Raw genomic sequence first — 20954 nt, 5'->3', positions numbered from 1 at the left:
GGCATTTTGCGACAACGTGAACCTCTGCGCAAATGCTGACGTCAACCGACCGTCGGTTTGTCATAAAATTGCCGGACAACCTGCCCAATGACCGCTTGAGGAGCACACACCATGGCCTACTGGCTGATGAAATCCGAGCCCGACGAGCTCTCGATCAAGGGCCTGGAAAAGCTCGGCAAGGCGCGCTGGGACGGGGTTCGCAACTATCAGGCACGCAATTTCCTGCGGGCCATGGCAGTGGGGGACCAGTTCTTTTTCTACCATTCCAGCTGCCCGGAGCCGGGGATTGCCGGAATCGGCAAAATAATCGAAGCCGCGTACCCGGATCCCACCGCACTGGAACCGGAAAGCCATTACTTCGATCCGAAAGCCACGCCGGAGAAAAACGCCTGGAGCGCGATTGATGTCGCCCACGTCGAAACGTTCAGCCGGGTCTTGAAGCTGGATTACCTGAAACAGCAGACCGCGCTGGCCGAGATGCCGCTGGTGCAAAAGGGTTCGCGACTGTCGGTGATGCCGGTGACGGCCGAGCAGTGGGCGGCGGTGATCGCGCTCAAACCCTGAGTCATTTGTCGCCTGACAAAATGCCATCGCTGGCAAGCCAGCGATGGGGACCGCCCGGACAACGAATGTCTTATTGAATGATCAGGTTGTTGAACAACAGATCTTCAACCACCGGCTTGCCGGTCTCGTCATTCATCACTTGCTGGGTCTGCTTCAAGGCTTCCTGACGCAGTTTTTCCTTGCCTTCGATGCTGCCCATCGCATCGGTGGTCTGCTGGGTGAACAGCGCCACCAGTTGATTGCGGATCAGCGGCTCGTTGGCCTTGACCAGTTTGGTCGCCTCTTCACCGGTCACCCGCAGTGCCACGTCGGCCTTGTAGACCTTGAGCTTCGGGGTGCCATCGAGCCCGTAGTTGCCCACAAACGGCGGGCTCAGGGTGATGTAGTTGACCTTCGGCGCCTCGCCTTCTTTGGCTTCTTCGGCCAGCGCTGCCACAGGCAGAGACAGGGCCAGCAACAACATGATCCACGCTTTCACAATTCGCTCCTTATCCGGTTTGCGGCCTAGCATAACGACCCGCCGCGCAAGCACAAGCTTATGGCGGACTATCAGGGCCGGGCATGCTCGTTGACCCGTTGACTGCCACACCTACACTTATCGGCCATCACTCCCAAAGGAATAGCCCTGATGAAAGCCGTGCTGTGCAAAGCCTTCGGCCCTGCCGAATCGCTGGTGCTGGAGGACGTCGCCAGTCCTGTCGCCAAAAAGAACGAAATCCTGCTGGACGTGCACGCCGCCGGGGTCAATTTCCCGGACACGCTGATCATCGAGGGCAAATACCAGTTCAAGCCGCCCTTCCCGTTCTCGCCGGGTGGCGAAGCTTCCGGTGTGGTCAGCGAAGTGGGTGAAAAGATCAGTCACCTGAAGGTCGGCGACCGGGTCATGGCCCTGACCGGCTGGGGCAGCTTCGCCGAGCAGGTCGCGGTCCCGGGCTATAACGTGCTGCCGATCCCGCCGTCGATGGATTTCAACACCGCCGCCGCCTTCAGCATGACCTACGGCACGTCGATGCACGCCCTCAAACAGCGCGGCAACCTGCAACCGGGTGAAACCCTGCTGGTGCTCGGTGCTTCTGGCGGTGTTGGCCTGGCCGCCGTGGAAATCGGCAAAGCCATGGGCGCCCGGGTGATCGCCGCTGCCAGCAGCGCGGAAAAACTCGCCGTGGCCAAGGCTGCCGGAGCCGACGAACTGATCAACTACAGCGAAACCAGCCTCAAGGACGAGATCAAGCGCCTGACCGACGGCCAGGGCGCCGACGTGATCTACGACCCGGTCGGCGGCGACCTGTTCGATCAAGCCATCCGCGCCATCGCCTGGAACGGCCGTCTGCTGGTGGTCGGTTTCGCCAGCGGCCGCATTCCCGAACTGCCGGTCAACCTCGCCCTGCTCAAGGGCGCCGCGGTACTCGGCGTGTTCTGGGGCTCCTTCGCCCAGCGCCAGCCGCAGGACAACGCGGCGAACTTCCAGCAACTGTTCGGCTGGTTTGCCGAGGGCAAGCTGAAGCCGCTGGTGTCACAGGTCTATCCGCTGGGCAATGCCGCGCAGGCGATCAATGATCTCGGGCAGCGCAAGGCTGTCGGGAAAGTCGTAGTGCAAGTGCGCTGAGCTGATCGGGCGATCCGGAATTGATGGCCACTTCCGGATCGCTCTTCAGAGCACTCCAGCCCTACATCAAACTGCGAATATCCTCCGGCAACAGGCTCATGTACGTCCGGACCGGGCTGCTACGGCAACTCCTTACAATCGATGGAATCCGCTTGTTCAGTCTGGCGATCATCGCCAGCCGCTGTTCGTCCGGCAGCTGCGCTTTGTGGAACACATTGGAAAGGTAGGCCCTGGTGTAAACGAACACCTTGGTATCGATCCATGATTGCTCCGCAATGTTGCCGAGGTATTCGTTCAAGGTGCGGCACTTCAAGGCTTTCAGTTGCTGGTTGATGTGGATGGGTTGATCCAGATCCAGCCTGAATACCATCGGTGCGAAGACCCGCGTCTGTGCCGGTTTGTCGCCCTCGACGATCCACGGTTTGAAACGCCATTGCTCGACAGCCGCCCTGACCGCTTCGATCAGCTCCGGATGGCTGCTTGGCGCAAAGCTGATCCGGTCGACTGAACCGTCGGCATGGACGGTGAACTCGGCGCCCACTTCACCGACCACGCCAGCCCTGAAAAGCCCTCGCGGATAGACCGGCCTCGGGTTGTTTTCCGGAATCAGCAGCACCTCTGACGCCCACGCACCTCCCGATGCCATCAGCAAAAACAGCAACACACACCACCGCATGAGCCCTCCCCCTTTACCGCTCGAATGCCCGATTGGCACCATCAAAAGGGTAGAGCCCGGCAGCCTGAAACAGAACGCCGCGCCTTCTGCATTGTTCGCAGGACATTTCCCAAACCTGCGCCCTACAAAGCCATGAAACCCGGCAGGAAGACGTCGAAGTAACATTTCCCACAGCGCCCCGCACTTATATCTGAGCGACATGTTCATAAAGGAACGCGCGACTTCCAACATTTCCGCTGTTTTGCCGATGGGAAGCGGTGCTATTTTCGGTAACGAAACTGTAACATTCGCATCCGCAGTCAAAACAAGAAATCTGGAGCTCTTGAATGTTTGCTTTCTTTCGTCCTGCCGCACATCAGGCTCCATTGCCTGAAGAAAAAATCGACAGCACCTACCGACGCCTGCGTTGGCAGATCTTCGCCGGCATCTTCTTTGGCTACGCGGGTTACTACCTGCTGCGCAAGAACTTCTCGCTGGCCATGCCGTACCTGATCGACGAAGGCTATAGCCGTGGTGATCTGGGTCTGGCGATGTCGGCCATCGCCATTGCCTACGGTCTGTCCAAGTTCCTCATGGGCCTGGTGTCCGACCGCTCCAACCCGCGTTACTTCCTGCCATTCGGCCTGCTGGTATCGGCCGGGGTGATGTTCATTTTCGGTTTCGCGCCTTGGGCAACCTCCAGCGTGACCATGATGTTTATCTTGCTGTTCATCAACGGTTGGGCCCAGGGCATGGGCTGGCCGCCGAGCGGACGCACGATGGTGCACTGGTGGTCGCAGAAGGAACGTGGCGGCGTGGTATCGGTGTGGAACGTGGCGCATAACGTCGGTGGTGGTTTGATCGGCCCGCTGTTCCTGATCGGCATGGGCCTGTTCAACGACTGGCACGCGGCGTTCTACGTCCCGGCTGCCGTGGCCCTGGCGGTAGCGGTGTTCGCCTTCGTGACCATGCGCGATACCCCGCAATCGGTCGGCCTGCCGCCGATCGAGAAGTACAAGAACGACTACCCGGAAGGCTACGACGCCAGCCACGAAGACGAATTCAGTGCCAAGGAAATCTTCGTCAAATACGTGCTGCGCAACAAAATGCTCTGGTACATCGCCATGGCCAACGTCTTCGTTTACCTGTTGCGCTACGGCGTGCTGGACTGGGCGCCGACCTACCTGAAGGAAGCCAAGGGTTTCACCGTGGATAAAACCTCGTGGGCCTATTTCTTCTACGAGTGGGCGGGGATTCCGGGCACGCTGCTGTGCGGCTGGATGTCGGACAAGATCTTCCGTGGCAACCGTGGCCTGACCGGCATGGTGTTCATGGCACTGGTGACCGTGGCGACGCTGGTGTACTGGCTGAACCCGGCCGGCAACCCGACCGTCGACATGATCGCGCTGTTCTCCATCGGCTTCCTGATCTACGGCCCGGTGATGCTGATCGGCCTGCAGGCGCTGGAACTGGCGCCGAAGAAAGCCGCCGGCACTGCCGCAGGCTTCACCGGTCTGTTCGGGTATCTGGGTGGTTCGGTCGCGGCCAGTGCAGCGATGGGCTACACCGTGGACCACTTCGGCTGGGATGGCGGTTTCGTGCTGCTGGTGGGCGCTTGCCTGCTGTCGATGGCCTTCCTGGCCCCGACCCTGTGGCACAAGCAAGTCGCCAGTCAGAGCCGCGAAGCAGTCGCCTGATCGGTCTTTGACTTACAGCGCTTGAGCCGCGCCTCCAGATTCCGGTCTGGCATGGCGTGGCTGCGCAGGGCGTGGGCGGTCTGCTCGACATAATCGCGAGTGGTGCCGTAACGCCCGCAAGCGCTTTCGAACACCTGGCTCAGCACATGATCCGGCAAGTTGCCGGCATAGCTGGGCAGGTGTCGCTCCAATACGAATCCCAAGGCCTGAACCTGGCTGCCATCTTCGAGTCGGCAGTTGAGCCAGTGTGGCCGATAGGACGGGAACGGCATCTCGCGCTTCCATAATGCATACAGCGCGCTGTCCAGATTGTCTTCCGGCAACCGGTAGGCGAAGCCGCTGCACGAGCCGCCACGATCCAGACCAAAGACCAGTCCCGGCATTTCCGGCGTGCCGCGATGCTCGTGGGACCACAAGTACAAGCCACGGTGATAGCCATGCACGCGCCCACGCACCCGCTCCACGGCTGTGCATTCCGGCCGCCAGATCAGCGAACCGTAGGCGAACAGCCACACCGGCCCGCCCTTGTGGCGCGCCATGGTCGATTGCATGGAAGCGAGAAGTTGTTCGTGCGTCAGCTGCGGCCCAAGATCGAGCCGCGGAGGGTAAGCCAGGTTCAGAAAAGCGTTTTCAATGGCGCTCATGGCGAATAGCGTTCAGCTCCCCGCGGGTGAAGAATTACTTAATAGAACGCACCGCTGTAACAATAAGGCACATATGTTTTAAGGCAATTTGAGTGCCATGGCACAGTTCTTAATTGATTGCCTGATTGATATATAACCTACCGGCATTTATGCAATTACATAAATACCGATCGGCTATATGAAGAGTTATAACGAACTCAGGCGCGGGGTGCGTAAGCAAACACATCCGCACGCATCTGATGAGCATCCATCCCTGCTTCGACCAACGCATCCAGCGTGCCGTAGACCATGGAGGGCGAGCCGCTGGCATAGACGTGCAGCGGTTTCAGATCAGGGAAATCCTCGCACACCGCCTCATGCAACATGCCACAGCGCCCTTCCCAGCCGCACTGGTCACTGACGACCTTGTGCAGGAACAGATTGGGCAACTTCAGCCATTCGTCCCAATGTTCGATTTCGTAGAAATCTTCCGGACGACGCACGCCCCAGTACAAGTGCACCGGATGCTTGAAGCCGCTGGCCCGGCAATGTTCGATCAGGCTATGGATCTGGCCCATGCCGGTGCCGGCGGCGATCAGCACCAGCGGCCCGTCCGGCAGTTCCGCCAGGTGGGTATCGCCGAATGGCAGTTCGACCCGCACCATCGGGTTGCGCGTGAGCTGATCGATCAGGTTCAGCGCACTGGATTCGCGCGCCAGCACATGGATTTCCAGATCGCGCCCGCCGTGGGGCGCCGAGGCCATGGAGAACGCCGACTTCTCGCCGTTCTCGCGCTCGATCATCAGATACTGGCCAGCGTGGTAGCGCGGCGGCTTGCCGGCTGGTGCCCGCAGGCGCACACGAAAGGTATCGCCACCGACGTCCCGGCATTCGATGACCTGACACGACAAGCTGCGCACAGGCAGTTCTCCCAGCGCGAGCACGCCATCCCACAGCACGATGCAGTCTTCCAGCGGCTCCGCTATGCAAGTGTAGAACTCACCGTGGTCGTGCACCTTGCCGGCCTGTTCGACCCGGCCTTCCACCAGCAGCGCCGCACACACATGGCAATTGCCGTTGCGGCAGCTTTGCGGGCATTCGTAGCCCAGGCGCCGCGCACCATCGAGAATCCGCTCTCCGGGCCGTATCTCGAGTACCGCTCCGGAGGGCTGCAGGGTTACACGCATCAATCTATTCCTAACTGATTCCAGATGGCATCGATCCGTTGGGTGACGGCGTCATCCTTGACGATGACGCGGCCCCACTCGCGAGTGGTTTCGCCCGGCCACTTATGGGTGGCGTCCAGGCCCATCTTCGAGCCGAGCCCCGACACCGGCGAGGCGAAGTCGAGGTAGTCGATCGGCGTGTTGTCGATCATCACCGTGTCGCGCTTGGGGTCCATGCGCGTGGTGATGGCCCAGATCACGTCGTTCCAGTCCCGCGCGTTGATGTCGTCGTCGGTGACGATAACGAACTTGGTGTACATGAACTGTCGCAAAAACGACCAGACACCCAGCATCACGCGCTTGGCATGCCCCGGATACGACTTCTTCATCGTCACCACGGCCATGCGGTACGAGCAGCCTTCCGGCGGCAGGTAGAAGTCGGTGATCTCCGGGAACTGCTTCTGCAGGATCGGTACGAACACTTCGTTCAGCGCCACGCCAAGAATCGCCGGCTCATCCGGCGGACGGCCAGTGTAGGTGCTGTGGTAGATCGGCTTGATCCGGTGGGTGATGCGCTCGACGGTGAACACCGGGAAGCTGTCGACTTCGTTGTAATAACCGGTGTGGTCGCCGTACGGGCCTTCATCGGCCATTTCGCCCGGATGGATCACGCCTTCAAGGATGATTTCTGCCGTGGCCGGCACTTGCAGGTCGTTGCCACGGCACTTCACCAGTTCCGTGCGGCTGTCGCGCAGCAGACCGGCGAAGGCGTATTCGGAGAGGCTGTCCGGCACCGGAGTAACGGCGCCGAGAATGGTCGCCGGATCCGCACCAAGGGCCACGGACACCGGGAACGGCTGACCCGGATGCTTCTCGCACCACTCTCGAAAGTCCAGCGCGCCGCCACGGTGGCTGAGCCAGCGCATGATGACCTTGTTGCGACCGATCACTTGCTGGCGGTAGATGCCGAGATTCTGCCGGTCCTTATTCGGGCCCTTGGTGACGGTCAGGCCCCAGGTGATCAGCGGCGCCACGTCGCCCGGCCAGCAGGTCTGTACCGGCAGCATCGCCAGATCGACGTCGTCGCCTTCGATGACCACTTCCTGGCACGGCGCGTCTTTGACGACTTTCGGCGCCATCGCGATGATCTTGCGGAAGATCGGCAGCTTCGACCACGCGTCCTTCAAGCCCTTCGGCGGCTCCGGTTCCTTGAGAAACGCCAGCAGCTTGCCGATTTCGCGCAGTTCGCTGACCGACTCGGCGCCCATGCCCATGGCCACCCGCTCGGGAGTACCGAACAGGTTGCCGAGCACCGGGATGTCATAACCGGTCGGTTTCTCGAACAGCAGCGCCGGGCCCTTGGCCCGCAGCGTGCGGTCGCACACCTCGGTCATTTCCAGCACCGGCGAGACGGGAATCTGGATGCGTTTCAACTCTCCGCGCTGCTCAAGCTGCTGCACGAAATCCCGAAGATCCTTGAATTTCATTGACGATGGCACCCTCAAAATAGGCGTACATCCTACCTGCTCTGTCGGCCGCTGGCAGCTATCGTGGCTCTGCAAACAGCAATCAGTGTCTCCCGGAAGGTCGGGGCAGCCGAACCGTGGCAAAAAAAATGGCGCCCTCCAGGGGCGCCATTTTTCTGAACCGACCAGCGATGTTACTTGCGTTTCATCGACAGGAAGAATTCGTCGTTGGTCTTGGTCGTTTTCAGCTTGTCGACCAGGAACTCGATGGCGGCAACTTCATCCATCGGGTGCAGTAGTTTGCGCAGGATCCACATACGCTGCAGTTCGTCGTCGGCGGTCAGCAGCTCTTCGCGACGGGTACCGGACTTGTTGATGTTGATGGCCGGGAACACACGCTTCTCGGCGATACGACGGTCCAGTGGCAGCTCCATGTTGCCGGTGCCCTTGAACTCTTCGTAGATCACTTCGTCCATCTTCGAGCCGGTTTCAACCAGCGCGGTGGCGATGATGGTCAGCGAGCCGCCTTCTTCGATGTTGCGCGCAGCGCCGAAGAAACGCTTCGGTTTCTCCAGGGCGTGGGCATCGACACCACCGGTCAGCACCTTGCCGGAGCTCGGGATCACGGTGTTGTAGGCACGGGCCAGACGGGTGATGGAGTCGAGCAGGATCACCACGTCCTTCTTGTGTTCTACCAGGCGCTTGGCCTTCTCGATCACCATTTCAGCCACTTGCACGTGACGGGTCGGCGGCTCGTCGAAGGTCGAGGCAACCACTTCGCCGCGCACGGTGCGCTGCATTTCGGTCACTTCTTCCGGACGTTCGTCGATCAACAGCACGATCAGGTGAACTTCAGGGTTGTTACGGGCGATGTTCGCTGCGATGTTCTGCAGCATGATCGTTTTACCGGCTTTCGGCGGTGCAACGATCAGACCGCGCTGGCCTTTGCCGATCGGGGCGCACAGGTCGATCACACGACCGGTCAGGTCTTCGGTGGAACCGTTGCCGGCTTCCATCTTCATGCGCACGGTCGGGAACAGCGGGGTCAGGTTCTCGAAGAGAATCTTGTTCTTCGCGTTCTCAGGACGATCAAAGTTGATCGTGTCGACCTTGAGCAGGGCGAAATAACGCTCGCCTTCCTTCGGCGGGCGGATCTTGCCAACGATGGTGTCACCGGTGCGCAAGTTGAAACGGCGGATCTGGCTCGGCGAGACGTAGATGTCGTCAGGGCCGGCGAGGTAGGAAGCGTCAGCGGAGCGCAGGAAGCCGAAGCCGTCCTGGAGAATCTCCAGCACGCCATCACCGGAGATTTCCTCACCGCTTTTAGCGTGCTTTTTCAGCAGGGAGAAAATCACGTCCTGCTTGCGCGAACGGGCCATATTTTCTATGCCCATCTGTTCGGCCAATTCGAGCAGTTCGGTAATCGGCTTTTGCTTGAGTTCAGTCAGATTCATATAGGAATGACGTAATCATTTATGGAGGGGGGAAATTAAGCTTTTGGCTTAATGAGGCCGCGCCGCGGAGAAGGCGACAGGATCGCGTACTTATTCGAAAAGGAGTGCGTCGGCGACGGCTAGCAGGGGGCAGTGGAGAAACCAGTGCGGGGCCGAATGTATCACCTGAGTTTCGGAGCGTCTAGCCCTGAATACGCAAAAAGCCCCGCAATTTGCGGGGCTTTTTGAGGACAATCTTTACAGCGACGCTTAGATGTTGGCGTCGAGGAAAGCAGCCAGTTGCGACTTCGACAGAGCGCCGACCTTGGTCGCTTCAACGTTGCCGTTCTTGAACAGCATCAGGGTCGGAATACCACGTACGCCGTGCTTGGCAGGGGTTTCCTGGTTTTCGTCGATGTTCAGTTTGGCAACGGTCAGCTTGCCTTTGTAAGTCTCTGCAATCTCGTCCAGAACCGGAGCGATCATTTTGCAAGGGCCGCACCATTCAGCCCAGTAGTCGACCAGGACAGCGCCTTCGGCCTTGAGTACGTCGGCTTCGAAGCTAGCGTCGCTAACGTGTTTGATCAGATCGCTGCTCATGGAATTCTCCAGGTTGTAAGCAAAAAAACGTGGCCCATCATAGCCGCCCTTCCCTTGTTCAGGAAGCCGCAGATGATTGAGTCTTGCTATGGCACTCGATGAGTTTGGGTATAGCTCAAGTCACGCGCTGGCGGGGGCGATGAATGAAATTCCGGTGCGCAGGGCCGCATTGCGCACGTGCTCCTGCATGGCTTTCTGCGCGGCAGCGGAAGCCCTGCGAGCCAGGGCGCGAAGGATCTTGCGGTGTTCCTGCCAGGTTTCCATGGCCCGTTCGGCGCGGATGAACGGTAGTTTCTGGCTCTCCAGAAAGATGTCGGCACTGGCGGTGAGGATGCTCAGCATCGCCTGATTGCCGCTGGCCAGCAGGATTCGCCGGTGGAATTCGAAATCCAGTTTCGCCGCTGCCTCGAAGTCGCCGGCGCGCAGTTGCTCGCGCATGGCGGCGACGTTGTCTTCCAGTTCGTCCAGATCAAACGTGCTCAACGTCACCGCCGCCAGCCCGGCGGCAAACCCTTCCAGCGCATAGCGCAACTGAAAGATTTCCAACGGCGAAGCCTGGGCTGCGAACGGCCAGGCCGGGGCGCCCTCGCCGCGCGGCAACTCGACCGGCGCCTGCACGAACACGCCCTTGCCCGGCTGAATGCTGACCACGCCCAGCGCACTCAAGGACGACAACGCCTCACGCAATGACGCGCGGCTGACGCCCAGCTGAACCGCCAGATCCCGTTGCGAAGGCAGCGCATCGCCGGGGCCGAAGCCCTGCTCGGTAATCAGTTTGCGGATCGCTTGCAGCGCCACTTCGGGTACGGCGCGGGAGATCGAGTTCATGGTTTTCCAGACGGACCAGGCCAAGGTGCGGCCAGTTGTAATGCTATTCGAGGCATCAGGCAAGTCGTGCCCCAGCGGGGTTCGACGGTGCGCGTCGATGCGCTATCGCAGTGCGAAACCCGACCTGACTGTTCAGACCAGTAAGACCGAACAAACCCGCTAAACCCGTGGCTTTGCGGGGCCGAACCTCAGTCTTGGCACGGCCCATGCTCTGTCCGATCGCAGAATTCACTTCCCGCCGATCCGGAGATTGTCCATGACGAAGCGTTACAGCGCCCTCCTCGCCGCCCTGTTTGCCGGCCTGATGCTCAGCCAGGCCCCCGCCCATGCCGACGGTCTGGATGACGTGGTCAAACGCGGCACCTTGAAAGTCGCGGTGCCTCAGGACTTCCCGCCGTTCGGCTCGGTCGGCCCGGACATGAAGCCGCGCGGCCTCGATATCGATACGGCGAAACTGCTGGCCGAGCAGCTCAAGGTCAAACTCGAACTGACCCCGGTCAACAGCACTAACCGCATTCCGTTCCTCACCACCGGTAAGGTCGATCTGGTGATTTCCAGCCTCGGCAAGAATCCCGAGCGCGAGAAGGTCATCGATTTCTCCCGCGCCTACGCGCCGTTCTACCTCGCCGTGTTCGGCCCGCCGGACGCAGCCGTCAGCACCCTCGACGACCTGAAGGGCAAGACCATCAGCGTCACCCGTGGCGCCATCGAAGACATCGAGCTGACCAAGGTCGCTCCCGAAGGCGTGACCATCAAGCGCTTCGAAGACAACAACTCGACCATCGCCGCCTACCTCGCAGGCCAGGTCGACCTGATCGCCAGCGGCAACGTGGTGATGGTCGCGATCAGCGAAAAGAACCCGAAACGCGTCCCCGCGCTGAAAGTGAAGCTCAAGGATTCGCCGGTCTACGTCGGCGTGAACAAGAACGAGCCGGCACTGCTGGGCAAGGTCAACGAGATCCTGGCCACCGCCAAGGCTGACGGCGCGCTGGAAAAGAACGCGCAGACCTGGCTCAAAGAGCCGCTGCCGGCCGACCTCTGACCGGCGACGCGGGAGACTTTCATGGCCTATCAGTTCGATTTCTTGCCGGTGGTGGAAAACACCGACCTGCTGCTGCGCGGGGCGTTGTTTACCCTTGAGCTGACGGCCATTGGTGCGTTGCTCGGGGTCGGCGTGGGCATCATCGGGGCGTTGGTGCGGGCGTGGGAGATCCGCCCGTTCTCGACGATCTTCGGCGTTTATGTGGAGTTGATTCGCAACACGCCATTTCTGGTGCAACTGTTCTTCATCTTCTTCGGCCTGCCGTCCCTTGGCGTGCAGATTTCCGAGTGGCAGGCGGCGGTGCTGGCGATGGTGATCAACCTCGGCGCGTACTCGACCGAGATCATCCGCGCCGGCATCCAGGCGATACCGCGCGGGCAGTTGGAAGCTGCGGCGGCATTGGCGATGAGCCGCTTCGAAGCGTTCCGCCACGTGGTGCTGCTGCCGGCGCTGGGCAAGGTCTGGCCGGCACTGAGCAGCCAGATCATCATCGTCATGCTCGGTTCGGCGGTGTGTTCGCAGATCGCCACCGAGGAGTTGAGCTTCGCCGCCAACTTCATTCAGTCGCGCAACTTCCGCGCCTTTGAAACCTACGCCCTGACCACCCTCATTTATCTGTGCATGGCGCTGCTGATCCGTCAGCTGTTGAACTGGCTCGGCCGGCGTTACCTGTCGAAAAGCAGTGCAAGGAGCAGCCAATGAGCGACTTCACGTTCTGGGACATCCTGCGCAACCTGCTCACCGGCCTGCAATGGACGCTGGCGCTGTCGCTGGTGGCGTTCATCGGTGGCGGGATCGTCGGGTTGCTGATCCTGATCATGCGCATCTCGAAAAACCCGCTGCCCAGCAGCATCGCCCGCACCTGGATCGAACTGTTCCAGGGCACCCCGCTGTTGATGCAGCTGTTTCTGGTGTTCTTCGGCGTGGCGCTGGCCGGGGTGGAGATTTCGCCGTGGATGGCAGCGGCGATTGCCCTGACGCTGTTCACCAGCGCCTACCTGGCGGAGATCTGGCGCGGCTGCGTCGAGGCGATTCCCAATGGTCAGTGGGAAGCTTCGTCGAGTCTGGCGTTGAATCCGCTGGAGCAACTGCGCTACGTGATCCTGCCGCAAGCGCTGCGGATTGCCGTGGCGCCGACCGTGGGTTTCTCGGTGCAAGTGGTCAAGGGCACCGCCGTGACCTCGATCATCGGCTTCACCGAACTGACCAAGACCGGCGGCATGCTCGCCAACGCCACTTTCGAACCGTTCATGGTCTACGGCCTCGTTGCCTTGGGCTACTTCCTGCTCTGCTACCCCTTGTCCCTCAGTGCGCGCTATCTGGAAAGGAGACTGCATGCCTCTGCTTAGAATTTCCGCCCTGCATAAATACTACGGCGATCACCACGTGCTCAAAGGCATCGACCTGAGCGTCGAGGAAGGCCAGGTGGTGGCGATCATCGGCCGCAGCGGCTCGGGCAAGTCCACCCTGCTACGCACCCTCAACGGTCTGGAGTCGATCAACGACGGCGTGATCGAAGTCGACGGCGAATACCTCGACGCCGCCCGCGCCGATCTGCGCAGCCTGCGGCAGAAAGTCGGGATGGTGTTTCAACAGTTCAACCTTTTCCCGCACCTGACGGTGGGCGAAAACGTGATGCTCGCGCCACAGGTGGTGCAGAAAGTGCCCAAGGCCAAGGCGCAAGAACTGGCGCGGCAGATGCTCGAGCGCGTCGGTCTGGGCGAGAAATTCGATGCGTTCCCGGAACGCCTCTCGGGCGGCCAGCAGCAACGGGTGGCGATTGCCCGTGCGCTGGCGATGTCGCCCAAGGTGCTGCTGTGCGACGAGATCACCTCGGCGCTGGACCCGGAGCTGGTCAACGAAGTGCTCAGCGTGGTCCGCCAGCTTGCGAAAGAAGGCATGACATTGATCATGGTCACCCACGAAATGCGCTTCGCCCGCGAGGTTGGGGACAAGCTGGTGTTCATGCACCAAGGCAAGGTTCACGAGGTGGGGGATCCGAAAGTGCTGTTTGCCGATCCGCAGACTCCGGAGCTGGCGAATTTTATTGGCAGCGTCGAAGCGACAGCCTGAAGGATTTTCAGAGACTTTTCTGGCCTCATCGCGGGCGAGCCCGCTCCCACAGGGTTCTCTAGCGGGATACGGTTTTGTGTTCGACACAAAACCTGTGGGAGCGGGCTTGCCCGCGAATGGCCGCGCCGCGGTCTTGAGACTTTATGCGCTGAATCAAGGGTTTGAACCATGCGCGTTGGCGGCAGCGTTTGATCGTGGCACGATGTCGGGGTTATCGACCGAGACCCCCACACCATGCCGCAATCCCAAGCCAAGAATCTGTCCCTGATCGCCGCGATCGACCTGGGCTCCAACAGCTTCCATATGGTCGTGGCCAAGGCCCAGAACGGCGAAATCCGTATTCTCGAACGGCTCGGTGAAAAGGTTCAGCTGGCCGCCGGCATCGACGATGAGCGTCAGCTCAACGAAGAATCCATGCAGCGCGGCCTCGACTGTCTCAAGCGCTTTGCTCAACTGATCAACGGCATGCCACTGGGCGCCGTGCGGATCGTCGGCACCAACGCCCTGCGCGAGGCGCGCAACCGTGGCGAATTCATCCGCCGCGCCGAAGAAATCCTCGGCCATCCGGTGGAAGTCATCTCCGGCCGTGAAGAGGCCCGCCTGATCTACCTTGGCGTGTCCCACACCCTCGCCGACACCCCGGGCAAACGCCTGGTCGCCGACATCGGCGGCGGCAGTACCGAATTCATCATCGGCCAGCGTTTCGAACCGCTGCTGCGCGAAAGCCTGCAAATGGGCTGCGTGAGTTTCACCCAGCGCTATTTCAAGGACGGCAAGATTACCCCGGCCCGCTACGCTCAGGCGTACACGGCGGCGCGGCTGGAAATCATGAGCATCGAACACGCCCTGCACCGCCTGACCTGGGATGAGGCCATCGGCTCCTCGGGCACCATCCGCGCCATCGGCCTGGCGCTGAAGGCCGGCGGTCATGGCACCGGCGAAGTGAATGCCGAAGGTCTGGCGTGGCTCAAGCGCCGCCTGTTCAAGCTCGGCGATGTCGACAAGATCGATTTTGAAGGCATCAAACCTGACCGTCGCGCGATCTTCCCGGCGGGTCTGGCGATTCTCGAAGCGATCTTCGACGCCCTCGAACTGCAACGCATGGATCACTGCGAAGGCGCGCTGCGTGAAGGCGTGCTGTATGACCTGCTGGGTCGCCATCACCACGAAGACGTGCGCGAACGCACCCTGACCTCGCTGATGGAGCGCTACCACGTCGACCTCGAACAGGCTGCACGGGTCGAGCGCAAAGCCTTGCACGCGTTTGATCAAGTGGCCGTGGACTGGGAGCTGGACGACGGCATCTGGCGCGAACTGCTGGGCTGGGCGGCGAAAGTGCACGAAGTCGGGCTCGACATCGCTCACTATCACTACCATAAACACGGCGCTTACCTGATCGAGCACTCGGACCTCGCCGGGTTCTCCCGCGAAGATCAGCAAATGCTCGCCCTGCTGGTGCGTGGCCACCGCCGCAACATCCCCAAGGACAAGTTTGCCGAGTTCGGCGACGACGGCGACAAGCTGATCCGCCTGTGCGTGCTGCTGCGTTTCGCCATCCTGTTCCACCACATCCGTGGTACCCAGGCGATGCCGCAAGTGGCGTTGCATGCCAACGGCAACAACCTCGACGTGGAATTCCCGGAGAACTGGCTGGATGAGAATCAGCTGACTCAGGCGGATTTCGGGCTTGAGGCGGAGTGGCTGACGCGGGTGGGGGTTGTTCTGACCGTGCATTGAGTAACGGGCAGGCACAAAAAAGGCGATCCGGATGGATCGCCTTTTTTATGGCGTTGAAACCTGCGGTCAGCTGCTCACCGGCAGAATCGGGCTGCCCAACCGCTCCAGCAGCGTCGCCTGGGCACTGCGCGGGTTCTGGTTGCCGGTCGGCGTGTTGCGGATGTAGCGGCCGTCCGATTGCAGGCTCCAGCTGTGGGTGTTGTCGGTCAGATACAGCTCCAGCTCTTTCTTGACCCGGGTCAGCAGCTTCTTGCCTTCCACCGGGAAGCAGGTCTCGACGCGCTTGTCGAGGTTGCGCTCCATCCAGTCGGCGCTGGACAGGAACATCTGCTCCTCGCCACCGTTGAGGAAGTAGAACACCCGGGTGTGCTCGAGGAAGCGACCGATGATCGAGCGCACGTGAATGTTGTGCGAAACCCCGGCGATGCCCGGACGCAGGCAGCACATGCCGCGCACCACCAGATCGATGCGCACGCCGGACTGGCTGGCCTTGTACAGCGCGCGGATGATCTTCGGATCGGTCAGCGAGTTGAACTTGGCGATGATGTGCGCCGGTTTGCCGTCGAGCGCGAATTGCGTCTCGCGCAGGATCATGTCGAGCATGCCCTTCTTCAGGGTGAACGGCGCATGCAGCAGCTTCTTCATGCGCAGCGTCTTGCCCATGCCGATCAACTGGCTGAACAGTTTGCCGACGTCTTCGCACAAGGCGTCGTCGGAGGTCAGCAGGCTGTAGTCGGTGTACAGACGGGCGTTGCCGGCGTGGTAGTTACCGGTGCCGAGGTGCGCGTAACGCACGATCTCGCCGGCCTCGCGGCGCAGGATCAGCATCATCTTGGCGTGGGTCTTGAAGCCGACCACGCCGTAGATCACCACCGCACCGGCCGCTTGCAGACGGCTGGCCAGCTGCAGGTTGGATTCTTCGTCGAAGCGCGCACGCAGCTCGATGACCGCCGTCACTTCCTTGCCGTTACGCGCGGCGTCCACCAGCGCATCGACGATTTCCGAGTTGGCGCCGGAACGGTACAGGGTCTGGCGCACGGCCAGAACATGCGGGTCTTTCGCGGCCTGACGCAGCAGGTCGACCACCGGGGTGAACGACTCGAACGGGTGCAGCAGCAGGATGTCCTGCTTGCTGATCACGCTGAAAATGTTTTCGCTGTTTTGCAGCAGTTTCGGAATCTGCGGCGTGAACGGCGTGTATTGCAGCTCCGGATGGCTGTCCAGACCGGTGATGCTGAACAGACGCGTCAGGTTCACCGGGCCGTTGACCTGATACAGCTCGGTCTCGCTCAGGTTGAACTGCTTGAGCAGGTAGTCCGACAGGTGTTTCGGACAGGTGTCGGCGACTTCCAGGCGCACGGCGTCACCGTAACGACGGGAGAACAACTCGCCACGCAGGGCGCGGGCCAGGTCTTCGACGTCTTCGGAGTCGAGCGCAAGGTCGGCGTTCCGGGTCAGACGAAACTGGTAGCAGCCCTTCACCTTCATGCCCTGGAACAGGTCATCGGCGTGGGCGTGGATCATCGACGAAAGGAACACATAGTTGTCGCCAGGGCCGCCGACTTCTTCCGGCACCTTGATGATCCGCGGCAGCAGACGCGGCGCCGGGATGATCGCCAGACCGGAGTCGCGGCCGAAGGCGTCGATACCTTCGAGCTCGACGATGAAGTTCAGGCTCTTGTTCACCAGCAACGGGAACGGGTGCGTCGGATCGAGGCCGATCGGAGTGATGATCGGCGCGATCTCGTCGCGGAAATAGCGGCGCACCCAGGTCTTGAGCTTGGTCGTCCAGTTGCGACGACGGATGAAGCGCACCTGATGCTTTTCCAGCTCCGGCAGCAGGATGTCGTTGAGGATCGCGTACTGACGGTCTACGTGACCGTGCACCAGCTCGCTGATGCGGGCCAGGGCCTGATGCGGTTGCAGGCCATCGGCGCCGGCCTGTTCACGGGCGAAGGTGATTTGTTTCTTGAGGCCGGCGACGCGGATTTCGAAGAATTCGTCGAGGTTGCTGGAGAAGATCAGCAGGAACTTCAGCCGCTCCAGCAACGGGTAGGACTCGTCCAGCGCCTGTTCCAGCACGCGGATGTTGAACTGCAGTTGCGACAACTCACGGTGGATGTACAGGCTGCTGTCATCCAGGCCGGGAATCGCGATCGCCGGAACCGCCGTGGCAGGCTCGGTTGCCGGCGCGGGTGGCGCAGGCTCCAGTTCCGGCGGGGTTTCGGTAATCTGCTCGACCACGGGTTGAGCTTCTTTTACGGCAACTTCAGTGAGTCCTTCGGTATTCATCGAATGTTCCTGGGAGGGCTATTTCTGCTCTCGTAACAATTGAGCGGCACGGACAGCAAAGTAAGTCAGGATGCCATCAGCGCCGGCACGTTTAAAGGCGGTCAGGGATTCGAGGATCACGCCTTCGCTCAACCAGCCATTCTGGATCGCCGCCATGTGCATGGCGTATTCGCCGCTAACCTGATAGACGAAGGTCGGCACTTTGAAGGCATCTTTTACCCGGAACAAAATGTCCAGATACGGCATGCCGGGTTTGACCATGACCATGTCCGCGCCTTCAGACAAGTCCGCGCCCACTTCGTGCAGCGCTTCGTCGCTGTTGGCCGGGTCCATCTGATAGGACGCCTTGTTCGCCTTGCCCAGGTTCGCGGCCGAACCCACGGCATCGCGGAACGGGCCGTAATAGGCGCTGGCGTACTTGGCCGAGTAGGCCATGATCCGCACGTTGACGTGCCCGGCCAGCTCCAAAGCTTCGCGGATCGCCTGAATGCGGCCGTCCATCATGTCCGACGGGGCAACCACCTGGGCGCCGGCAGCGGCGTGAGACAAGGCTTGCTTGACCAGTGCATCGACGGTGATGTCGTTCTGCACGTAGCCTTCTTCATCGAGAATGCCGTCCTGACCGTGAGTGGTGAACGGGTCGAGGGCGACGTCGGTGATCACGCCCAGCTCGGGGAATCGGTCACGCAGGGCACGGGTGGCGCGCTGGGCGATGCCTTCGGGATTCCAGGCTTCGGCGGCATCGAGGGATTTGAGTTCAGGTGGCGTGACCGGGAACAGCGCCAGCGCCGGAATTCCCAGTTCGACCCATTTGGCGGCTTCTTCAAGCAGCAGGTCGATGGTCAGGCGCTCGACACCCGGCATCGAGGCCACGGCTTCGCGGCGGTTTTCACCGTCGAGCACGAACACCGGCAGGATCAGGTCATCGACCGTCAACACATTCTCACGCACCAGCCGCCGGGAAAAATCATCACGGCGATTACGACGCAGGCGGGTGGCAGGGAACAGACGGTTGGCTGGGGTAAAGCTCACGGCAGACTCCTGAGCCCGCGCAAACGGGCGAGCGTGACAGTTATAGACGGCCATTATGACGAACAGATGACAGTTGTGTGAGACCTGTGACGTGTAGCCGCATTCCATTCTCAGCGTAGGAAATGTTCACGTCGAGACACATTTCGACACTTTCCTGAATGTGTCCGAAGGGTTAGGCTGCGCGTTCATTTCGCCAGCACCCAGACAATGCTCCAACAATTTCTGCATGACTTCGGCTACTTTGCCCTGTTTCTCGGGACGTTTTTCGAAGGCGAAACCATCCTGGTGCTCGCGGGCTTCCTCGCGTTCCGTGAATACATGGACATCAAACTGGTGGTGGTCGTGGCGTTCTTCGGCAGCTATGCCGGCGATCAGCTGTGGTACTTCCTGGGCCGCAAACACGGGCGCAAATTGCTGGCGCGCAAACCGCGCTGGCAGATGATGGGCGACCGCGCGCTGGAACACATCCGCAAGCACCCGGACATCTGGGTCCTGAGCTTTCGCTTCGTGTACGGCCTGCGCACGGTGATGCCGGTGGCGATCGGCCTGTCGGGCTATCCGCCGGGACGTTATCTGCTGCTCAACGGTATCGGCGCTGCGATCTGGGCCACCGCCCTGGCCGCTGCCGCCTACCACTTCGGCGCCGTGCTCGAAGGCATGCTCGGCAGCATCAAGAAGTATGAGTTGTGGGTACTGGGCGCGCTGCTGGTGCTTGGCCTGGGCCTGTGGCTGCGCCGCCGGTTCAAGAATGCCCGGCTGGCGAAAAAGGTCTACGAAGAAGAACAGGCCGAGCAATTGGCCAAGGCCGAACGGCACAAAGCCGAAATGGCCAAGACCGCCGACCCTAAGACGCCAGCCGAGTAAGTCGCTGGCGGCAGCAATACAGCCCGATACCGCTGAGCAGGCTGTAACTGAGCAGGCCGACCCACATTCCCGGGCTGGCCGGCCAGAGTCCGACCAGCGGCGCCAGCCACACCAGCGGCAGATTCGAGGCCAGCCGCAGCACTTCCAGCCTCCCCGCCCACGGGCGATTCTCAAGGGCCACGCCCAACACGAACAAACCGAACGCCACCGCGCCCCAGCCGAGCAGTAATGCGCCGGTGGGCAGACTGCGTTCCAGATTCAGCAGATAGCTGCCCAGCGCGACATAGACGCCGAACTGCAACCCCACGTACCACTGCTGACGGCAGTCCAGCGGCACCTCGAACTTGCGGAACTGACTCAGGTCCGGCTTGCTCATCGGGTACTTCGCCGCGACGTCCGCCGGACGCCAGCCAGTGCGCATGAACCAGATCCGGATCTTGTCCCAGGTGCGCTCGGCCCGGCGTGCGTCATCCCATAGCTGCACGTAGAACTGCAGGTTGGCCCATAACGGATTCCAGCTCGCCAGCGGCGTGGTCACGCCGAAAATCACCGGTTCGTTGTCGTCCTCTTCCTGAAACGAGCCGAACAGACGGTCCCAAATAATGAACACCCCGCCGTAGTTGCGATCCATGTAGAGAGCGTTCTGTGCATGGTGGGCCCGATGATTGGATGGCGTGACGAAGCACCACTCGAACCAGCCGAGCTTGGGAATGTGCCGGGTGTGGACCCAGAACTGATACAGCAGATTCAGCGCCGCGACACTGACGAATACCAGCAACGGCACCCCGAGCACAGCCATCGGCAGGTAGAAGATCCAGCTCAGCAGGAACCCGGTGCTGGTCTGGCGCAAGGCCGTGGAAAGGTTGTAGTCCTCGCTCTGGTGATGCACCGAATGCGCGGCCCAGAGGATGTTGCGTTCATGGCCCATGCGATGCAGCCAGTAATAGCAGAAGTCATAGCAGACAAAGGCAAACACCCAGACCCAGACGCTGTCCGCAGGCAACCTGACCAGCGCCAGATGCTCAAGGGCAAACGCATAGGTCACCAGGCCCACACCCTTGGTCAACAGGCCGGTGGTGGTCGACAACACCCCGGTGCTGATGCTGTTCACCGCATCGGCCAGGCGATAGTTGCTCACCCCGCGCCAGCGGTCGGCGATGAGCTCCGCCGCCATCAATACGAAGAAAAACGGCACCGCATACAGAATGAAGTTCATGTCGCGCCCTGGTCGGAATCTGTAGCACAGATCCTAGGTGTAGCCGCGGCTTGATCCTAT

General features: G+C 61.0%; 20 protein-coding genes. 9 read left to right on the top strand and 11 right to left on the bottom strand.

Going from position 1 to position 20954, the window contains the following annotated elements; all coding sequences use genetic code 11:
- Nucleotides 1–111: 111 nt before the first annotated feature.
- On the top strand, nt 112–564 hold the full coding sequence (locus GQX66_RS13195) for an EVE domain-containing protein (RefSeq protein WP_085746751.1): 453 nt from the start codon (nt 112–114) through the stop codon (nt 562–564).
- A gap of 70 nt (nt 565–634) precedes the next feature.
- Here the strand turns inward: GQX66_RS13195 and GQX66_RS13190 are convergent, their stop codons facing one another.
- Nucleotides 635–1042, bottom strand: coding sequence for a flagellar basal body-associated protein FliL (locus GQX66_RS13190; protein ID WP_007951814.1), 408 nt, complete (start codon nt 1040–1042; stop codon nt 635–637).
- Between the two features lie 150 nt (nt 1043–1192).
- Here GQX66_RS13190 and GQX66_RS13185 point away from each other — a divergent pair, with 150 nt between their 5' ends.
- Nucleotides 1193–2170, top strand: a complete 978-nt coding sequence (locus GQX66_RS13185) for an NADPH:quinone oxidoreductase family protein (RefSeq protein ID WP_102685835.1) — start codon at nt 1193–1195, stop codon at nt 2168–2170.
- A 61-nt stretch (nt 2171–2231) separates the two neighbouring features.
- On the opposite strand, the gene GQX66_RS28565 is transcribed toward GQX66_RS13185, so the two are convergent.
- Entirely contained in the window at nt 2232–3200 is a 969-nt protein-coding gene (locus GQX66_RS28565) for an energy transducer TonB (protein ID WP_309295554.1), read from the bottom strand.
- Between GQX66_RS28565 and glpT the strand changes: the two genes are divergently transcribed.
- On the top strand, nt 3173–4522 hold the full coding sequence (gene glpT, locus GQX66_RS13175; protein WP_007951819.1) for a glycerol-3-phosphate transporter: 1350 nt from the start codon (nt 3173–3175) through the stop codon (nt 4520–4522). The genes GQX66_RS28565 and glpT overlap by 28 nt on opposite strands.
- Here glpT and GQX66_RS13170 read toward each other — a convergent pair.
- The 6 genes from GQX66_RS13170 to GQX66_RS13145 all read right to left on the bottom strand — a co-directional run bounded on the left by GQX66_RS13170 (nt 4498) and on the right by GQX66_RS13145 (nt 10638).
- Complete coding sequence (locus GQX66_RS13170; RefSeq protein ID WP_085746754.1) at nt 4498–5166, bottom strand: gamma-glutamylcyclotransferase; 669 nt, start codon at nt 5164–5166, stop codon at nt 4498–4500. The two genes, glpT and GQX66_RS13170, sit on opposite strands and share 25 nt — an antisense overlap.
- A 197-nt stretch (nt 5167–5363) precedes the next feature.
- Nucleotides 5364–6332 carry a CDP-6-deoxy-delta-3,4-glucoseen reductase gene (locus GQX66_RS13165; protein ID WP_240869592.1) on the bottom strand — a complete coding sequence of 323 codons (969 nt, stop codon included), beginning with the start codon at nt 6330–6332 and terminating at the stop codon, nt 5364–5366.
- The gene (gene ubiD / locus GQX66_RS13160; RefSeq protein WP_007951823.1) at nt 6332–7798 is read right to left on the bottom strand and encodes a 4-hydroxy-3-polyprenylbenzoate decarboxylase; all 1467 of its coding nucleotides are present in this window, start codon (nt 7796–7798) and stop codon (nt 6332–6334) included. The genes GQX66_RS13165 and ubiD overlap by 1 nt, the downstream gene beginning before the upstream one ends.
- A 173-nt stretch (nt 7799–7971) precedes the next feature.
- Nucleotides 7972–9231: a transcription termination factor Rho gene (rho, locus tag GQX66_RS13155; RefSeq protein WP_011336486.1), complete on the bottom strand. Its 1260-nt coding sequence runs from the start codon at nt 9229–9231 to the stop codon at nt 7972–7974.
- A gap of 249 nt (nt 9232–9480) precedes the next feature.
- The gene (gene trxA / locus GQX66_RS13150; RefSeq protein ID WP_003206727.1) at nt 9481–9810 is read right to left on the bottom strand and encodes a thioredoxin TrxA; all 330 of its coding nucleotides are present in this window, start codon (nt 9808–9810) and stop codon (nt 9481–9483) included.
- A 120-nt stretch (nt 9811–9930) separates the two neighbouring features.
- Nucleotides 9931–10638 carry an FCD domain-containing protein gene (locus GQX66_RS13145; protein ID WP_007951828.1) on the bottom strand — a complete coding sequence of 236 codons (708 nt, stop codon included), beginning with the start codon at nt 10636–10638 and terminating at the stop codon, nt 9931–9933.
- A 256-nt stretch (nt 10639–10894) separates the two neighbouring features.
- Between GQX66_RS13145 and GQX66_RS13140 the strand changes: the two genes are divergently transcribed.
- The 5 genes from GQX66_RS13140 (at nt 10895) to ppx (ending at nt 15490) form a co-directional block, all read left to right on the top strand.
- Nucleotides 10895–11680 (top strand): transporter substrate-binding domain-containing protein, encoded by a 786-nt coding sequence (locus tag GQX66_RS13140; protein WP_085689913.1) that lies wholly within the window; start codon nt 10895–10897, stop codon nt 11678–11680.
- 21 nt (nt 11681–11701) lie between these two features.
- On the top strand, nt 11702–12382 hold the full coding sequence (locus tag GQX66_RS13135; protein ID WP_134022783.1) for an amino acid ABC transporter permease: 681 nt from the start codon (nt 11702–11704) through the stop codon (nt 12380–12382).
- Nucleotides 12379–13029: an amino acid ABC transporter permease gene (locus GQX66_RS13130; protein WP_007951832.1), complete on the top strand. Its 651-nt coding sequence runs from the start codon at nt 12379–12381 to the stop codon at nt 13027–13029. The genes GQX66_RS13135 and GQX66_RS13130 overlap by 4 nt, the downstream gene beginning before the upstream one ends.
- Nucleotides 13016–13753: an amino acid ABC transporter ATP-binding protein gene (locus tag GQX66_RS13125; RefSeq protein ID WP_102717336.1), complete on the top strand. Its 738-nt coding sequence runs from the start codon at nt 13016–13018 to the stop codon at nt 13751–13753. Before GQX66_RS13130 ends, GQX66_RS13125 begins: the two co-directional genes overlap by 14 nt.
- 234 nt (nt 13754–13987) lie before the next feature.
- The gene (gene ppx, locus GQX66_RS13120; RefSeq protein WP_102685840.1) at nt 13988–15490 is read left to right on the top strand and encodes an exopolyphosphatase; all 1503 of its coding nucleotides are present in this window, start codon (nt 13988–13990) and stop codon (nt 15488–15490) included.
- 66 nt (nt 15491–15556) lie between these two features.
- Here ppx and ppk1 read toward each other — a convergent pair whose 3' ends face one another.
- Nucleotides 15557–17782 carry a polyphosphate kinase 1 gene (gene ppk1 / locus GQX66_RS13115; protein WP_085746759.1) on the bottom strand — a complete coding sequence of 742 codons (2226 nt, stop codon included), beginning with the start codon at nt 17780–17782 and terminating at the stop codon, nt 15557–15559.
- Nucleotides 17783–17800: 18 nt separating this feature from the next.
- Nucleotides 17801–18814 (bottom strand): porphobilinogen synthase, encoded by a 1014-nt coding sequence (gene hemB / locus GQX66_RS13110; protein WP_007951836.1) that lies wholly within the window; start codon nt 18812–18814, stop codon nt 17801–17803.
- 207 nt (nt 18815–19021) lie between these two features.
- On the opposite strand from hemB, the gene GQX66_RS13105 reads away from it, so the two are divergent.
- Complete coding sequence (locus GQX66_RS13105; RefSeq protein WP_085746760.1) at nt 19022–19678, top strand: DedA family protein; 657 nt, start codon at nt 19022–19024, stop codon at nt 19676–19678.
- Here the strand turns inward: GQX66_RS13105 and GQX66_RS13100 are convergent.
- Nucleotides 19659–20894, bottom strand: a complete 1236-nt coding sequence (locus tag GQX66_RS13100) for a sterol desaturase family protein (protein WP_240869589.1) — start codon at nt 20892–20894, stop codon at nt 19659–19661. The genes GQX66_RS13105 and GQX66_RS13100 overlap by 20 nt on opposite strands.
- Nucleotides 20895–20954 lie beyond the last annotated feature (60 nt).

The organism is Pseudomonas sp. B707, from assembly GCF_022496685.1.
In the GTDB taxonomy this organism is placed as follows: Bacteria; Pseudomonadota; Gammaproteobacteria; order Pseudomonadales; family Pseudomonadaceae; genus Aquipseudomonas; species Aquipseudomonas paraglycinae.
Note: the sequence above shows the minus strand (reverse complement) of the source record. Positions and strands in the feature narration are given on the sequence as shown.

What these genes read in the sequence shown, in the direction of transcription:
- GQX66_RS13145 (WP_007951828.1), bottom strand. Translation starts at nt 10,638, where the DNA reads ATGAACTCGATCTCCCGCGCCGTACCCGAAGTGGCGCTGCAAGCGATC.
- GQX66_RS13195 (WP_085746751.1), top strand. Translation starts at nt 112, where the DNA reads ATGGCCTACTGGCTGATGAAATCCGAGCCCGACGAGCTCTCGATCAAG.
- GQX66_RS13165 (WP_240869592.1), bottom strand. Translation starts at nt 6,332, where the DNA reads ATGCGTGTAACCCTGCAGCCCTCCGGAGCGGTACTCGAGATACGGCCC.
- GQX66_RS13135 (WP_134022783.1), top strand. Translation starts at nt 11,702, where the DNA reads ATGGCCTATCAGTTCGATTTCTTGCCGGTGGTGGAAAACACCGACCTG.
- GQX66_RS13185 (WP_102685835.1), top strand. Translation starts at nt 1,193, where the DNA reads ATGAAAGCCGTGCTGTGCAAAGCCTTCGGCCCTGCCGAATCGCTGGTG.
- GQX66_RS13105 (WP_085746760.1), top strand. Translation starts at nt 19,022, where the DNA reads ATGCTCCAACAATTTCTGCATGACTTCGGCTACTTTGCCCTGTTTCTC.
- trxA (WP_003206727.1), bottom strand. Translation starts at nt 9,810, where the DNA reads ATGAGCAGCGATCTGATCAAACACGTTAGCGACGCTAGCTTCGAAGCC.
- glpT (WP_007951819.1), top strand. Translation starts at nt 3,173, where the DNA reads ATGTTTGCTTTCTTTCGTCCTGCCGCACATCAGGCTCCATTGCCTGAA.
- GQX66_RS13100 (WP_240869589.1), bottom strand. Translation starts at nt 20,894, where the DNA reads ATGAACTTCATTCTGTATGCGGTGCCGTTTTTCTTCGTATTGATGGCG.
- ppk1 (WP_085746759.1), bottom strand. Translation starts at nt 17,782, where the DNA reads ATGAATACCGAAGGACTCACTGAAGTTGCCGTAAAAGAAGCTCAACCC.
- GQX66_RS13140 (WP_085689913.1), top strand. Translation starts at nt 10,895, where the DNA reads ATGACGAAGCGTTACAGCGCCCTCCTCGCCGCCCTGTTTGCCGGCCTG.
- GQX66_RS13125 (WP_102717336.1), top strand. Translation starts at nt 13,016, where the DNA reads ATGCCTCTGCTTAGAATTTCCGCCCTGCATAAATACTACGGCGATCAC.
- ubiD (WP_007951823.1), bottom strand. Translation starts at nt 7,798, where the DNA reads ATGAAATTCAAGGATCTTCGGGATTTCGTGCAGCAGCTTGAGCAGCGC.
- GQX66_RS13130 (WP_007951832.1), top strand. Translation starts at nt 12,379, where the DNA reads ATGAGCGACTTCACGTTCTGGGACATCCTGCGCAACCTGCTCACCGGC.
- rho (WP_011336486.1), bottom strand. Translation starts at nt 9,231, where the DNA reads ATGAATCTGACTGAACTCAAGCAAAAGCCGATTACCGAACTGCTCGAA.
- GQX66_RS13170 (WP_085746754.1), bottom strand. Translation starts at nt 5,166, where the DNA reads ATGAGCGCCATTGAAAACGCTTTTCTGAACCTGGCTTACCCTCCGCGG.
- ppx (WP_102685840.1), top strand. Translation starts at nt 13,988, where the DNA reads ATGCCGCAATCCCAAGCCAAGAATCTGTCCCTGATCGCCGCGATCGAC.